This is a genomic window from Aeromonas sp. QDB17 (genome assembly GCF_027705305.1).
GTDB lineage: Bacteria > Pseudomonadota > Gammaproteobacteria > Enterobacterales > Aeromonadaceae > Aeromonas > Aeromonas caviae.
Window position 1 is genome coordinate 1 of record NZ_JAPDBP010000018.1, and the last position, 14,622, is coordinate 14,622.

Below are 14,622 nucleotides of genomic sequence, written 5' to 3' on the forward strand. Positions count from 1 at the left end.
CGTTTTGTTATCCGGTTTGAAGCCGTATGACCACTCCCTTTTGTGGGCAACTGTCAGGTGAATACCATCTCCATACAGGCGGGGTGCTTTCGGCGTTGGACATCACCGTATCCATCTGCACCAGTGCGCCGGCGGGCAGCTCGCTGACGCCAATCACGGTGCGGGCGGGCAGGTAGGCCGGGAAGTATTGGGTGTAGATGGCATCCACGTCCGCCAGATCCGCAATGTTGGCAAGCTGGATATTTACCTTGACGATATCGTCCATCACGTGGCCGATGCTCTCCACAATGGTCTTGATATGGCCGAGGCACTGGGCGGTCTGCTCACGGACGCAACCGGTCAGCACTTTGCCGGTGGTCATGTCGAGCGGCAACTGGCCCGCGATATGGTTGTAGTGGGAGAAGGCGACGCTCTGGGTATGCAGCGGGCTTCTCGGTGCCTTGTCGGTATTGCGGGCACGGATCACCAGGTTGTGCCTGTCTTCCACCAGCTGGGGCGGGGTGCCGTCACCGTGGGAGATGACCGCATCCATCTGCACCCGGGCACCCAGCGGCAGGGCAGAGGCCGCGATCACGCTGCGGGCCGGCAGATAGGCGACGGCACGGGCAATGGCCGAATCGGGGAAGAAGGTGGTGTAGACCTCGTTGACGGCGTCCAGATCGGCGAGGTGGGTCAGATAGACAGTCACCTTGACGATATCGTCGAAGGGCACGTCGATGCTCTCCAGCACCGCCTTGATATTGCGCAGGCACTGGCCCGCCTGCTCCTTGATGCCACCGGCAACCAGGGCGCCGGAGGCGGGGTCGAGGGGCAGCTGGGCGCCGATATTGTTGTAATGGGAGAAGGCGACGCTCTGGCTGGAGAGCGGATCCTGCGGCGCCTTGTCGCTGTTGCGGGAGATCTTGAGCAGCGGGCAGGGAGCCTGGGGGAAGGTGCCTTCCCCGTTGGAGAGCAGGGCGTCCATCTGCACCCTGGCGCCGAGCGGCAGACTGGCGACGGCGAGCACTGTGCGGGTCGGCAGCGAGTGGGGGAAGAATTCCCGATAGACGGCGTTGACGGCATCGAGGTCGGCGATGTCCGCGAGGAACAGGGTCACCTTCACCATGTCCTCCATGCCGTGGCCAATGCTCTGGACGATGGCCTGGATATTGGTGAGACACTGTCTGGCCTGCGCCTGGATATCCCCTGCGACCAGCGCGCCCGTGTTCGGATCGACCGGGAGCTGGGCGGCAATATTGTTGTAGTGGGAGAAGGCCACGCTCTGGGTATAGGGCCCCAGATCCTGAGGCGCATTGGGGGTATTTCTGGCGGATTTGATGATGGTACCACTCATGGCGATACTCCTTTTTCGTTTTTGATGTAGGGTCCGGGCCGCATTGTTCTTCCCTGGCCGAATACGGCACGCTGATGACTCGTGATATTGCGGCAACAGTTGCCCGTTCCCGCCACAGGGCGACGGAGAAAAGGAGAACGATCATCACAGTGTCGAGCCCTGTTTCGATGCAGACAGCGCGTGCAACAGACAAGGGAGAGAAGTTGGCCTGGTGATTCAGACGGGAGAATTCTAGGGGGCGGTTATCCCGGGATGCAAACCGGGATCCTGTTTCTATGAAGTGGCTCAACAGAGTGAAATATATTCATTTTGCGATTCAATTCATGACGGGTATGGCAAATAAAGGTGATGATGATCCCGCTTTACCATGAAAGTGGAACCAGATAGCGCCATATTGTCGCGCATCAGGGTTACAGCCTGTGAATCCTCCGTTAATACTTTTGGCGACATTGCAGCTTATTCTCCCGGTTTTGCATAGCTATCTATTTATCGCTCTCTCGACGCCCTGTTCAGCGCCGCCAAAATATGCTGCGGTGAGCACACTGAAATAACATTCACCCTCTTTGCATGGCCACAGGTCATGACATAAATACGGGAGAAAGAGAGGGCGCTTTTTAGTCCCTGCGGCGGAGGCTGACATGGGCGGGTCGCCACACCGCCTATGCCATATCTTTTCAGCGGCGCGAACACAGCCCGCCAGCAGGGCTCATAAGCAAGGGGAGGGGTGCCTTCCCCTTGCCTGCCCCGACTTGCCGCCCCCCGATGCATATCACTCCTGTCATGACCCTCCCTGTGAGGGGGCCCCGGAGTCCGCCCTGCTTTGCCGCCCTGACGTATCCCGCACTCCTTGCGATGCTGCCGGCTCATCTTCCCCGCACCACCCTTATTTGTGTTTTTTGTCATCAACTGCCGTTATTGCGACCTGGGTCGGGGTTTGGGTGGATTATTAACTGTATGATTAATAATGAAATCAGGGACCCTGCCGACGAGCAGCACGGATCGGCACTCATCTGCCCGGGAGTGGCACATGCGATCGCATCGCGATCCCCGTCATCTGACTTCGGAGGTTTTATGCTTGGATTCATTCTGGGTGACATGTACAGCCACACCAGCGGGTTTCGGCCACCCCCCCGCCTAGGCAAGCACTTCCCCCTCGCCCCCGACTATCAACTGCGCGGTCGCACCGGCGCCGCCATCCTGACCATGGAGACCCTGCTCGATACCCCCTATCCCCAGAAGAAGTTCAGGGCCCTGATCTATGGCGCCTTTATCGAGCGCCAGCGTCGCCTCTTTGCCGAGCAGGTGGTCATCGGCCGGATGGAGGAGGGCCAGGACCTGGCGATCGCCATTGACCTCGCCTTTATCAGCACGGCGGTGCCCATCGGTCTGCTCGCCATCTCGGAGGAGATCGCGCTGCTGACCACCCCCCGTCCCACCCAGACCCATCCTCATCAGGCGGCCTTGAGCCAGGCGCTAGACTGCACCGCCATGCTGATGTTCTATGCCAAGGTCATTCGCCAGCGCAATGCGGTGCTTGAGCACATCGGCCACCAGTTCGGCTACAGGCCGCAGGCCGGGCTGGTGGCCAGGGTGGGCCACGGCGGGGAAGATGACTATGCCGCCTTCATGGTCAATGTGATGACCTGCATCGCCCATTCGGGCTCCTTCAAGGAGGCGCTGGAGAATGGCGTCAGGATGGGCATGCACGAGCCCGCCTTCTTCTGTATCGTCGGCGCCCTGGCCTCGACCCTGTGGGGAGTCCCCAAACCCTGGGCCCATGAGATCTCTCGATTCATCCAGCGCCAGCATCCCCACTATCTCCAGATCCTGCTGCGGGGCGAAGCCAGGGTGGGCCGCAGACAGATCAACCTGGAGCCTCCCAAACCGCCGCTCTGTGCACCGGTCAAGCGCCAGGTAAACCGCTTCCTGAAGTGGGCCTTCTAGGGCCATGGGAGTGCTCTCGAGGTGCGGGTCCATGGTGCCATCCCATCGGCCCGCCCCTCCTGAGGGTCATCACGGGGCTGTAATCTCACTGACCCCTGATCCCCCGGCTACCTTGCCCATGAGAGGATGGCCAGAAAAGCCAACGGCTGCACGGGGGACAAGGGGCGGGTAGAAGGTGATCCACCTCGCCTTTTGATGTGAACGTCTTTTGATGTTTGGCGCCATACGATACCATGCGCAGCGTGTGTTCCTGTTGGGGGAGGTGCCGCTCATCGCCCCGTGGCTGGCCGCTGGTCCTGTCATGATCACGGGATGCACAACCCGGGGCCGCCACGGCAACCCCTTATCGCCATAGCCAACAGGACGGAGTATCAGGATGGCCATTGCCATTGAACAGTCGGACAACACACTGAGGGTCAACAAGGATCGCTACGATCTGGGCCGCATCGTCGGCGTGCAGGTAAAAGCTCTCGGCTGGATGGATAGGCTCAAGAAGAGCTTGTTGCTGGGAGTGGTCACCTCCAGTGTGCTCTTTTACTTCACCCCTTCCTACGAGCAGGCGGGCAACTGGCTCATCGTGCTCTTCCTGCCCCTGGTGGGTTTTCTGTCTGGCGCCCTGATGGGGCTGCTCTCCAGCACGAAATATGAGTTTTGCATCGAATTTTCCCACGCCGACGAGACGGGCGTGCAGTGGATCACCGCCGCCAGGAGTCGGCATGTCGCCGATTATGAGACCTTCAAGGCGCAGGCGGCCAGGTTGAAAGAGCGGCTCGGGTAGGGAGCACAGAGTGACGGGTCTGCGCCATCTGGCGCCAGGCATAACAACAAGCCCGATCAAGTGCACCTGTTCGGGCTTGTTTCATTAGGGGAGGGCGCTCGGGGAGCGGCTCAGGCGGGATAGAGGGCGCCCAGCACCGCCGGGCGGCTCGCCCCGGTCACCGCAGGCAGGTTGCCCGGCTTTCGCTGGATAAAGCGCTGTGCCAGCCAGGCAAAGGCGGCCCCTTCCACCCAGTCCGGTGCAAGGCCGAGCTGGGCGGTGCTGGTCAGATGCCAGTCGGGCAGCAGGGCAGCAAGCTCCGCCAGCAGCGGGGCGTTGTGGGCGCCGCCGCCGCAGACAAACAGCTCGGGCCGGGTTGGCGCATCACGGTGGGTGGGCAACTGGCGGGCGATGCTGTGGCAGGTGAGGGATTGCAGGGTACGCTGCACATCAGCGGGGGCGTATGCGCAGCCGTCCAGCTCGCCGTCGAGCCAGTCGAGGGTGAACATCTCACGCCCCGTGCTCTTGGGGGCGGGGGCGGCGAAGTAGGGGTGAGCCAGCAACTGCTCCAGCAGCGCAGGGATAAGCTTGCCGCTGGCGGCCCACTGGCCACCGGCATCATAGCTGTCACCGTGCGGATGGTGGCGGCGATACCAGCCGTCGAGCAGGGTGTTGGCGGGGCCGGTATCGAAGCCATATACCCCTGAACCAGAGCCAGAGCACCCGTCGGTCTGGCCGGGCAGCACCGAGATATTGGCAATGCCGCCGAGGTTCAGCACCACCCGCAGGGCGCCGGGGCGAGCAAAGAGCGCCTGATGGAAGGCGGGCACCAGGGGGGCCCCCTGACCGCCGAGGGCCATGTCCATGGTGCGAAAATCGGCCACCACGTCGATGCCGGTCAGGGCCGCCAGCAAGGCCGCGTTGCCGATCTGCAGGGTAAAGCCGAGCTGGGGGCGGTGGCGTATGGTCTGGCCGTGACTGCCGATGGCGCGAATCTCCTGGGGAGTCAGCGCCGCCTTGGCGAGCAGGGCCTGGGTGGCGGCGGCAAATTCGCGGGCCACCAGGTTGTCGGCGACCCCCATGCGGTCGATTTCGTTCTCCCCCGGGGTGCAGAGGGCGTGCAGCTCGTGGGCGGTCTCCGCTGGCCAGGGATGGCACAGCGCCGCCTCTACTCGAAGCGCTTCCCTATCCATCGTCACCAGCACGGCGTCGATACCGTCCATGCTGGTACCGGACATCAAGCCTATATAGCGTTCCGTCATGACAACCCCTTTCAATGATGCGGGGGAACCGTCCGATACCGTGTTCCACCTTGGTCGACAGCGGTCAGCTGTCGTCGCCGTTGCCCTTGTTTCTGGCCAGTTGCAGCTCGGGGCTGTCCAGCTTGGCCAGTTGGGGCATGGCCTGGGCCTTGAAGCTGGCCAGCGCCCGCCCGCTGAGAGACTCCGCCTGGGGCAGGTTGAGGGTGCGCGGGTTCTTGTGCACGCCGCCCACCACGAATTCATAGTGCAGGTGCGGGCCTGTGACCCGGCCGGTGCCACCGAGCAGGCCGATGGTCTGCCCCTGCTTCACTCGCTGCCCCTTGTTGACGGTGCGCTTGGAGAGGTGCAGGTACTTGGTCACGTAGTTGCCCGCGTGCTTGATGAAGACGTAGTTGCCGTTGAACTGGTTGTAGCCGGCGGCCACCACGCTGCCGCCGCCCGCCGCCATGATGGGGGTCCCCACCGGCGCCACGTAGTCGATGCCGTTGTGGGGACGCACCTTGCCGGTGACCGGGTGAAGGCGGCGCGGATTGAAGTTGGAGCTGATGTATTTGAAGTTGACCGGCGCGCGCAGGAAGCTCTTGCGCATCGCCTTGCCGTCCGGGGTGTAGTAGTTGCCATCCTCATTCAGCACGGCGCGGTAGATGGCCCCCTGGTTGATGAACTCGGCGGCCAGGATGTCGCCGGAGGCAACCCGCTCGTCATCCTGGTATTTGTCCTGGTAGACCACCCGGAAGCTGTCCCCCGGTTGCAGGTCCTGGGCAAAGTCGATGTCCCAGCCGAAGATGGCGGCGAGATCCATGATCTGGTCTTCCGTCATGCCCGCTTCGACGGCGGCGCCCCAGAAGCTGGAGCGGATTTCCCCCTGGGCCACCTGTTCGCGGGTGTCGAGCTCGATCTTCACCGGCCTGGCCACGAAGCCGTCATCCCGGCGGTTCACCTTGAGCGCCTGCTCCAGGCTGTGGGGGTAATAGAGGCTGTGCAGCTCGCCGCCCTTGGTGAGCTTGAAGGTGAGCTCCTGACCGGGCTTGAGCAGGCGCAGGGTATCCGTGCCCTCGAGCTGGTCGATGAGGTGCAGATCCGTGGTACTGAGGCCCAGGCGCTGGAAGATGACCCCCATGTTGTCGCCGCTGCGCACCTTCACCTGTCTGGTGACATAGCGCGGTTTGGGCGGGGTGACGGGCTCGGCCCGTGCCAGCTGGGCCTCCTCGTCGACCTGCTGCTCGACGGCCAGTTCGTTGTCGTTGTCATCGACCCGGGTGGCGACTGCCTGTTCGCTCGGCCAGGCCGCCAGCATCATCACCATGATGCTCAGGATCAGCACCATCTTGCGGTGCCAGTGAGGGAGAGAGTTGAAGGCGTGCCAAAGGACCATGAGAAACAGACAAAGTTGAACCCGGAAGAAGGTCGGAGTTTACCGCCTTTCCAATTGGCCCGCCATTCCAGTAATATGTCTGGCCCTGTGGAATCGTGATTGGAGAGTCAAAAAATGTCCCAGCTCGAGGTGGCGCTAGCCGAGATCAAGCGCGGAGCGGAAGAAATTCTGGTTGAAGAAGAACTGATCGCCAAGTTGAAGGAAGGGCGCCCCCTGCGCATCAAGCTGGGGATGGACCCGACCGCGCCGGACATCCACCTGGGTCATACCGTGATCCTCAACAAGCTGAAGACCTTCCAGGATCTGGGCCATGAAGTGATCCTGCTGATCGGTGACTTCACCGCCATGGTGGGTGACCCCTCCGGCAAGAACGCCACCCGTCCGCCGCTCTCCGAAGAGGCCATCAAGCACAACGCCCTCACCTATGCCGAGCAGGCGTTCAAGATCCTCGACCCGGCCAAGACCCGCATCGAGTACAACTCCACCTGGCTGAGTGAGCTGGGCGCGACCGGCATGATCAAGCTGGCGGCCAAGCAGACCGTGGCCCGCATGATGGAGCGCGACGACTTCAAGAAGCGCTACAGCAACGGCCAGTCCATCGCCATTCACGAATTCCTCTATCCGCTGCTGCAAGGCTATGACTCGGTCGCGCTGAAGGCGGATGTCGAGCTCGGCGGTACCGATCAGAAGTTCAACCTGCTGATGGGCCGCGAGCTGCAAAAAGATGCGGGCATGGCGACCCAGTGCGTGTTGATGATGCCGCTGCTGGTAGGCCTGGACGGCGTCAAGAAGATGTCCAAGTCCGCTGCCAACTACATCGGCGTACACGATGCCCCGGGGGAGATGTTCGGCAAGATCATGTCCATCACCGACGATCTGATGTGGAACTACTACGAGCTGCTCTCCTTCCGTCCGCTGGCTGAAATCGAAGAGTTCAAGGCAGGTATCGCCGCCGGCACCCTCAACCCGCGCGACGTGAAGATCTGGCTGGCCAAGGAGATCATCGCCCGTTATCACGATGAAGCGGCGGCCGAAGCGGCCCACGAAGACTTCACCCAGCGCTTCTCCAAGAACGCCATTCCGGACGACATGCCGGAAGTCGAGCTGGCACTGGAAGGGGAAGGGCTGGCCATCGCCAACCTGCTCAAAGACGCCGATCTGGTGGCCACCACCTCCGAAGCGCTGCGCATGATCAAGCAGGGCGCGGTCAAGGTTGATGGCGAGAAGCTGGACGATGGCAAGGCCCTCATCGGTGCCGGTACCGCCGTCTACCAGGTCGGCAAGCGCAAGTTTGCCCGGGTGACCGTGAAGTAAGTCGCCACCTGTGGCGCTGCCATAAGAAAGGCCTCCCTTGCGGAGGCCTTTTTGTTGGGTCATTGACCGGGTCGGTTGGGATCAACCCTCGGTTTTCAGGAAGTTGCGATAGAGCATGTAGAGGTGGGCCGAGCTCCAGCTGAAGTTGCTGGCCCCCTGCATGGCGCCGGTCTCCGGGTTGTAGTTCTCGCGGATGGGGCCGCTGCCCGCCAGCCCCTCGGCGTTGGCAAACAGCTTGTTGACGAGCTGTTGGGCATCGCTGCGATAGCCGTAGTTCTCCAGCCCCTTCACCCCGAAGTAGAACTGATCCAGCCAGACCCGACCGCGCCAGTAGATGTCGGGGTCGTAGGCCGGGTTGGTCAGTGCCGCCGTGCCGAGCGGCACCTTGGTGTTGAACTCCTGGGCATTGAGCATCACCTCGCGCACCCGCGCCGCCTTCTCCTTGTCTGCCACCTCGGCCCAGAGCGGGCTCCACCCTTCCGGGCCACGGCCGCGGGCGGTCAACAGCTTGCCGACGCAGCCGTTGGCGTCGGGCAGATCCCCCTGGGCTATCTGGCGGTCGTAATAGAAGCCGGAGGCCTCATCGAACAGGCAGCTGTTGATGTAATCGGCCAGCTGGGTCGCCCCTTCGCGATAGCGGCTCGCCTCGTCCGGCTTGCCGAGCAGCTCGGCCATGTCGGCCAGGATGCGCTTCTCCTTGGCGAGGAAGGCGTTGAGCTCCACCGACTCCTGATCGATGGAGAAGCCGATGAGGCTGCCGTCGTCCTGATGGTTTTCAAAGAAGAAGACGTTCCAGTCCTGGCGCGCCTTGGCCATGTCGCCGCCATAGGTCTTGTCGGCATAGCGCTTGAGCTGATCCGGCTCGATAAAGCCGAAGCGGGCGGCGTTGTCCATGCCGGATTCCCAACCAGCGCCGTGCTGGGCGCCGATATCCATGTCGGCGTAGCCGCCAACGCTCAATACCTGCTGATAGAGCGCCATGCCGGCGCAGCCATACCAGCCATCTCCCTCATTGGTACAGCTCGACAGATCCAGCCCGACCGGTGCCCCCGTCGGGTACTGCACCTTGAAGGTGATGTTGCCGAACTCGTCGTTGTGCTCGACGTGGCGGGTGGCGCCATATTCGATGATGCCGTTGCGGTTGTTGTCCCGCGCCCGATACCACCAGTCGTGATAGGCCTGGATCTTCGGATACATCTCGGCGATGAAGGCCTTGTCCTGGGTGGCGCTGTAGATCTCCCAGATGGCCCAGGCGGAGAGGGGCGGCTTGGTGTCGCGCTCGTTCCAGTTGCCGCCGTCGCCACCGCGATCGGCGAGCTTGTTGTAGAAGACGGCGTCGATCACCATGCCGGCATCCTGCGGCCGAACCGGGTCATCGGCCTGGATCTGGTAGTCATACATGGCGCGCACGTTGTTCTTGGCTACCTCGGGGTTGAAGTGGGCCATGGCGTAAGCGTGCTTCCAGCTGTCCCAGGCCCAGACCCCGTCGAACCAGCGGGCGGTGTTGGAGGGGGTGACCCCGTCGTGCAGGATGGCACCGGCCGGCGAGCGCCAGTTGCCGTTGAGGGTCTCCATCGCCTTGACCGCGATGCGCCGCTCCGACTCCGGGATCCCCTGATTGGAGAGGCCGCGCGCCAGGTAATCCTCCCAGCGGCGGATGGAGTCGTCGAAATGGCTGGCGGGGTCGGCCAGCAGCGCCTGGCGGCTTCGCTCGAAGCGGCTCGCGTCAGCACTGCTGTGGACATAGCTCTGCAGGGTGTAGATATCCTGCTGGCCCTTGGCGGCCAGGGTGAGGCTGGCCTCGCTCACGTAGCCGAGCCCCTGCTCGTCGAGGGTGGTGCTACTCGGCAGGGTGCGATCGATGCGGTAGCTGGCGCTGCCGCTTTGCATGATGTTCCAGGTGCTGCGCAGTTTGCCGAACTGGAATGCCACGCCGCGCTCGGTCTGGCTGATGGTGCGGGTCCAGGCGGGGTACTGCTCGGCTACCGTCTTGTTGGCATCCCACTGGTTGAGCAGCTCCCCCTGCCAGTTGAGCTTGAGGGTGAGGGGGGCGTCAGTGTGGTTGATGAGGCGGGTGCGAACCAGCGCAGTGCGGGCATCGCCGTAGCGCAGCTCCAGCTCCAGGGTGAAGGGGTCGAATTCGAAGCGTTGCACCAGCGCCCCCGGGATGGCGTACAGCGCCTGTTTGCTGGCGCTGGTGAGGGGAAAGGCGCGGCCGCTCTCGTCGCTCAGGGTCAGCTTGTCCAATTCGCTTGCGAAGAACAGGCTGTACTCCTCTGCGATGACCATGGGGCCGGTAAAGCCGCCCCACTCGCTGTCGCTGGCGGGCAGCAGGAAGCCGTGCCAGGCGCCGAGATCGAGCAGCGGGTTGTATTTGAGGTTGGCGTAGCTGTCAAAGTCACGGAACTGGAGCGGGGTGCCGCTGCGGTCGATCACGTTCTGATACTGATTCGCCAGGGTGGCGCTGGGGGCGGCCGAGCTGCTGGAGTCATTGCCGTTGCAGGCAGTGAGGCCGAACAGGGCGACGCTCAGGGTGATGGAAAGTAAATTTTTACGAAACATCTCTCGCTCCAATGACAGTTTTTGTAGGTTGAGGAAGGTGTTTTATAGTGATTATTTTAGTGAAAGCGTTTGCGAGAGCCATTATAGGGCGATTTTGGCGGGATTATTGGCGCTGTGTCACAGTGCAGGAGGGGCGAGTGTGAGCCGGATCACCCGGTTACACGAGGTTACATAGTCTTTTGTTTTAGTAATTGTTTACTTTTGTGGTGGCAGTCAGCGAGAGAGAGGAGGGGCAGGTACGCAGGTATTGGTGGGGGGTCAGGCCGAACTCCTCCTTGAAGCGCGCGGCAAAGCGGCCGGGGGAGTCGTAGCCACAGGCGAGGGCGGTCTGAAGCGGCGTGAGCCCCTGTTGCAGCAGGGTGAGGGCGTGCCCCAGGCGTACCTGGGTCAGCACCTGGCGAAAGCTGCGCCCCTCGGCGGCCAGTTTGCGGACCAGAGAGGCGCGGCTCATGGCGAAGTGGGTCGCTACCGTCTCCAGCCGGTGATCAAGACCAGGCTCCACACTGAGGTAACGGGCCAGCCGTTCCCCCAGGGTCATGGTGGTGGCAGGAAAGAGCAGGCCAAGGCCCCCCGCTTCCCTGAGCTCGCCATAAAACCCTTGCAGCAGCTGGGTCTGGGCCGTCTCGCAGAGCTGCCGCTGCGCCATGGTGGTGACGAGATCGAAGCAGAAGGCGAGGGCCGACGTCACCCTGATGGCCGGTGGCTTGAGGAGATCGAGGGGGCTCTCTGCCAGCCACTCGGCCGGTGGCGGGGCCAGCAGGGTGAGCGCCTGGGAGCGAAACGAGCCCTGCTCCGGCTGGTTGACGAAGGTGAGCCGGTGACCCGCCGGGATCAGCAGCCAGCTCTCCTTGTCAAAGGAGAGGCGCTGCTCCCGCCACCACAGCTGCTTGCGGCCCTGCTGCACCCAGATGAGGGTCGGCGCGTAGATGAGCACCCGGCGCAGGGGCTGCTGGCGGATCCCGAAGTAGTGATTCAGTTGCAGCAGGGGCGTGCTCATCGGGCGGGCTCCTAGGGGGTGGTGAAGGTGGCGGTCAGGGTGGCCTTGCCAAGGGCCAGGCTGTTGAGCATGTAGCCTACCATGGCGGGCGGGGTGTTGGCCTTCACCTCCAGCGCCTTGGGCAGGGCCCAGACGGTGAACTGGTAGCGGTGCATGCCGTGACCGGCGGGCGGGCAGGGGCCGCCATAACCCTGGGTACCGTAGTCGGTGCCAAGCTCCAGCCCCTGCTTGATCTTGCCGGAGGCATTGCTCGGCAGCTCGCTCTGGCTGGCCGGCAGGTTCACCACCAGCCAGTGCCACCAGCCGCTGCCGGTGGGGGCGTCCGGGTCATAGGCGGTGATGGCGACGCTCTGGGTGCCGGCGGGCAGGCTCTGCCAGCTCAACTGGGGGGAGCGGTTCTCGCCGCTGCAACCAAAGCCGTTGAAGCTGAAGACCTTGTCCATGGGTTCACCCTCGCGGATGTCGGTACTCTTGAGGGTCATGGCGCCGGCGGGCAGGGCCGCGAGGCAGAGCAGGGGCAGCAGCGGGATAATGGGGGATCTCATGATGGGCACTCCTTTGTGTGAAGATGGCATTCACTCTAAGGGGGTTGGCTCAAAACAGAGTGCCCATATGGCTCAAATTATGCCATGGAGACGGCTTTTGTGAGCTGTTCGGGGCTTTTGAGGGGCATAAAAAAAACCGGCATCCTGGGATGCCGGTTTTTGGGAGAGGCGAGGGGCCTTAGCGCAGGATCATCTCGTCACGGCCCGGGCCGACGGAGACCATGGGCACCGGCACGCCCAGCAGGGCTTCGATGCGCAGCACATAGTCCTGGGCAGCCTTGGGCAGCTCGGCGAAGGTGCGGCAGCCGCTGATGTCTTCGCTCCAGCTCTCCATCTTCTCGTAGACGGGGGTGAGGGCGGCGGTTTGCGGCCAGATCGGGTTCTCGGTGTGGGCACCTTCGTAGGCCACGCAGATCTTCAGATCCGGCAGACCGGTCAGGCAGTCCAGCTTGGTCAGGGCCACTTCGGTGGCAGCCTGCAGCTCGACGCCGTTCTTGGTGGCGACGGCATCGAAGTAACCCACGTCACGGGGACGGCCGGTGGTGGCGCCGAACTCGTTGGTGATCTTGCGGAACTCGTCCTGGTTCTCCATGGCGGTCAGCAGGGTGCCGGTACCGACGGAGGAGCTGAATGCCTTGGCCACGGCGATGACGCGCTCCGGGCGCAGGCCCGGCAGACCGCCACCGATGCCGGCGTAGGCGCCGGAAACGTGGGAGGAGGTGACCCAGGGGTATTCGCCGTAGATGAGATCACGGCCGGCACCCAGCTGGGCTTCGAACAGCAGGGTCTTGCCTTCGGCTTGCAGTGCCTTGAGGGGCATGCTGACGTTGCAGACGGCGTCCAGCCAGGGAGCGGACACTTCCAGCAGCCAGTCGGCCATCTCCTGGGCGGTCTGGGTGAATTCGAAGTCCGGATAGAGAGCCTTCATCTGCGGCAGTTTCCAGTCCAACATGAACTGGATGCGCTCGACCAACACGTCCGGCTGTTTCAGCCAGCCCACCAGGATCGCCTTTTTCATGACCCGATCACCGTAAGCCGGGGCGATGCCCTGACGGGTGGAGCCGTAGGCGCCGTCACCCAGGCGTTGCTCTTCCAGGGTGTCTTCCAGCGCGTGCAGCGGCAGGCAGAGGGTGGCACGGTCAGAGATGGCGAGCTTGGGAATGACGCCGGAGGCCTTGACCTCTTCCAGCTCGACGGTGAGCTTCTCGGGGCTGATCACCATGCCGGGGCCCAGCACGACCAGGCAATCCGGGTTGAAGACGCCGCTCGGCACCTGGTGCAGCTTGAAGGTGCCCAGATCGTTGACCACGGTGTGGCCGGCGTTGTTGCCGCCCTGGAAACGAATACTGGCGCCAGCCTGGCCTGCCAGATAATCGACGATGCGGCCTTTGCCTTCATCACCCCAGTTAGCACCTACGACTACGATAGACGACATGACTCTTTCTCCTAAGACGTTAGGCGTCCATCCTAGGAGCCCCGTGAGGATTAGAAAAATTAATTATCTTTATAATTCCGATAAGGAAGTCATATAATTCCGGTGCAATTATCGACACCGCGCTCCCTTGCGTGGTGCCCGTGCCCTGGCGGCGCTGGCCCTGCCATCGACCCGGGAGAAGAGGAACCCCATGCTGGACATTCACTGGCTGCACACCTTCGTCACCCTGGCCCGGTTGCAGCACTTCGGCCAGACGGCCACCGAACTGCACATGACGCAACCCAATGTGAGCCTGCACCTCAAGAACCTGGAGCAGGCGACCCGGGTCAAGCTGGTGGAGCGCAGCCCGTTTCGCCTGACCCAGGCGGGGGAGCGGCTGCTGCAAAGCGCCGAACGCGCCATCAACGAGTTGCAGCTCTGCCAGTCCGATCTCAATGCCCTGAGCCAGTTGAGCCAGGGGACGCTCGCCATCGCCGCCAGCGACATCATCTCGCGCCTGCTGCTCATCCAGCCGTTCCAGCGCTTCAAGCAGGCCTTCCCCGGCATCGACCTCACCCTGTTCAACACCACCTCGGATCAGGCGGCGGATCTGGTGCGGGCGGGCAAGGCGGATCTGGGCTTCGTGATGGCACAAAAGCGCAGCGAGCCGCTCTTCTACACCGAGTTGCAGCAGGTGACCTGGTGTGCCCTGGGGCACGGCCTGGCCCGCTGGCAGGCGCGGGCCAGCTCGGGGGAGAGCGATCCTCTGGACGAGCCGACCCTGATCCTGCTGGGGCACGACACCCGGACCCGGGCATTGATCGACCCCTCCCTGCCCCTGCTCGGCCTGCCGAGCTGCCGCATCATGGAGGTGGGGAGCGTGGATGCCCAGCTCGACTGGGCCGAGGCGGGCTTTGGCGTCGCCATCGTGCCGGATTTCTCCCTTCACCCCAGGCTCAAGCTGACCGCCCCGGTGACCCGGCTCACCGATTTTCCCGGTACCAGCCTGGGGTACGTGGTGCGCCAGAACCAGGTGCTGTCGCGGGCCATCAAGCAGCTGCTGCACTGGGTGGAGGAGGAGATCCAGAATCCGGCGCTGCTGCTGGCGCCGTGACAGGC

At 63.1% G+C, this 14,622-nt stretch carries 11 protein-coding genes; 4 read left to right on the top strand and 7 right to left on the bottom strand.

The window, feature by feature from the left end:
• Positions 1–7: 7 nt before the first annotated feature.
• On the bottom strand, positions 8–1,333 hold the full coding sequence (locus OKC41_RS15130) for a RidA family protein (protein WP_270672131.1): 1,326 nt from the start codon (positions 1,331–1,333) through the stop codon (positions 8–10).
• A 1,071-nt stretch (positions 1,334–2,404) separates the two neighbouring features.
• Between OKC41_RS15130 and OKC41_RS15135 the strand changes: the two genes are divergently transcribed.
• Together OKC41_RS15135 and OKC41_RS15140 are read left to right on the top strand one after the other, a co-directional pair.
• Entirely contained in the window at positions 2,405–3,277 is an 873-nt protein-coding gene (locus OKC41_RS15135; RefSeq protein WP_270672132.1) for a hypothetical protein, read from the top strand.
• 376 nt (positions 3,278–3,653) lie between these two features.
• Complete coding sequence (locus OKC41_RS15140; RefSeq protein WP_223302527.1) at positions 3,654–4,055, top strand: hypothetical protein; 402 nt, start codon at positions 3,654–3,656, stop codon at positions 4,053–4,055.
• Between the two features lie 110 nt (positions 4,056–4,165).
• On the opposite strand, the gene OKC41_RS15145 is transcribed toward OKC41_RS15140, so the two are convergent.
• Both OKC41_RS15145 and OKC41_RS15150 read right to left on the bottom strand, forming a co-directional pair.
• A complete protein-coding gene (locus OKC41_RS15145) occupies positions 4,166–5,296 on the bottom strand; it encodes an anhydro-N-acetylmuramic acid kinase (protein WP_201894324.1) in 1,131 nt (376 codons plus the stop codon).
• A 64-nt stretch (positions 5,297–5,360) separates the two neighbouring features.
• Complete coding sequence (locus tag OKC41_RS15150) at positions 5,361–6,671, bottom strand: peptidoglycan DD-metalloendopeptidase family protein (protein ID WP_069784477.1); 1,311 nt, start codon at positions 6,669–6,671, stop codon at positions 5,361–5,363.
• 114 nt (positions 6,672–6,785) lie between these two features.
• Between OKC41_RS15150 and tyrS the strand changes: the two genes are divergently transcribed.
• Positions 6,786–7,985, top strand: coding sequence for a tyrosine--tRNA ligase (gene tyrS, locus OKC41_RS15155; protein ID WP_039040151.1), 1,200 nt, complete (start codon positions 6,786–6,788; stop codon positions 7,983–7,985).
• Between the two features lie 81 nt (positions 7,986–8,066).
• Here tyrS and ygjK read toward each other — a convergent pair whose 3' ends face one another.
• From ygjK to OKC41_RS15175, 4 genes are all read right to left on the bottom strand, one after another.
• On the bottom strand, positions 8,067–10,547 hold the full coding sequence (gene ygjK / locus OKC41_RS15160) for an alpha-glucosidase (protein ID WP_201894323.1): 2,481 nt from the start codon (positions 10,545–10,547) through the stop codon (positions 8,067–8,069).
• Positions 10,548–10,731: 184 nt separating this feature from the next.
• Positions 10,732–11,544 (bottom strand): helix-turn-helix transcriptional regulator, encoded by an 813-nt coding sequence (locus OKC41_RS15165; protein WP_017786423.1) that lies wholly within the window; start codon positions 11,542–11,544, stop codon positions 10,732–10,734.
• Between the two features lie 11 nt (positions 11,545–11,555).
• On the bottom strand, positions 11,556–12,089 hold the full coding sequence (locus OKC41_RS15170; protein ID WP_039040154.1) for a YbhB/YbcL family Raf kinase inhibitor-like protein: 534 nt from the start codon (positions 12,087–12,089) through the stop codon (positions 11,556–11,558).
• Between the two features lie 178 nt (positions 12,090–12,267).
• Complete coding sequence (locus tag OKC41_RS15175; protein WP_010673886.1) at positions 12,268–13,524, bottom strand: adenylosuccinate synthetase; 1,257 nt, start codon at positions 13,522–13,524, stop codon at positions 12,268–12,270.
• Positions 13,525–13,714: 190 nt separating this feature from the next.
• Between OKC41_RS15175 and OKC41_RS15180 the strand changes: the two genes are divergently transcribed.
• Positions 13,715–14,617: a LysR family transcriptional regulator gene (locus OKC41_RS15180; RefSeq protein ID WP_041212603.1), complete on the top strand. Its 903-nt coding sequence runs from the start codon at positions 13,715–13,717 to the stop codon at positions 14,615–14,617.
• Positions 14,618–14,622 lie beyond the last annotated feature (5 nt).

Bases quoted from the DNA above. Each gene is read 5' to 3' on its own strand.
- OKC41_RS15145 (WP_201894324.1), bottom strand. From the start codon at position 5,296: ATGACGGAACGCTATATAGGCTTGATGTCCGGTACCAGCATGGACGGT.
- OKC41_RS15135 (WP_270672132.1), top strand. From the start codon at position 2,405: ATGCTTGGATTCATTCTGGGTGACATGTACAGCCACACCAGCGGGTTT.
- tyrS (WP_039040151.1), top strand. From the start codon at position 6,786: ATGTCCCAGCTCGAGGTGGCGCTAGCCGAGATCAAGCGCGGAGCGGAA.
- OKC41_RS15150 (WP_069784477.1), bottom strand. From the start codon at position 6,671: ATGGTCCTTTGGCACGCCTTCAACTCTCTCCCTCACTGGCACCGCAAG.
- OKC41_RS15180 (WP_041212603.1), top strand. From the start codon at position 13,715: ATGCTGGACATTCACTGGCTGCACACCTTCGTCACCCTGGCCCGGTTG.
- OKC41_RS15140 (WP_223302527.1), top strand. From the start codon at position 3,654: ATGGCCATTGCCATTGAACAGTCGGACAACACACTGAGGGTCAACAAG.
- OKC41_RS15165 (WP_017786423.1), bottom strand. From the start codon at position 11,544: ATGAGCACGCCCCTGCTGCAACTGAATCACTACTTCGGGATCCGCCAG.
- OKC41_RS15170 (WP_039040154.1), bottom strand. From the start codon at position 12,089: ATGAGATCCCCCATTATCCCGCTGCTGCCCCTGCTCTGCCTCGCGGCC.
- OKC41_RS15175 (WP_010673886.1), bottom strand. From the start codon at position 13,524: ATGTCGTCTATCGTAGTCGTAGGTGCTAACTGGGGTGATGAAGGCAAA.
- OKC41_RS15130 (WP_270672131.1), bottom strand. From the start codon at position 1,333: ATGAGTGGTACCATCATCAAATCCGCCAGAAATACCCCCAATGCGCCT.
- ygjK (WP_201894323.1), bottom strand. From the start codon at position 10,547: ATGTTTCGTAAAAATTTACTTTCCATCACCCTGAGCGTCGCCCTGTTC.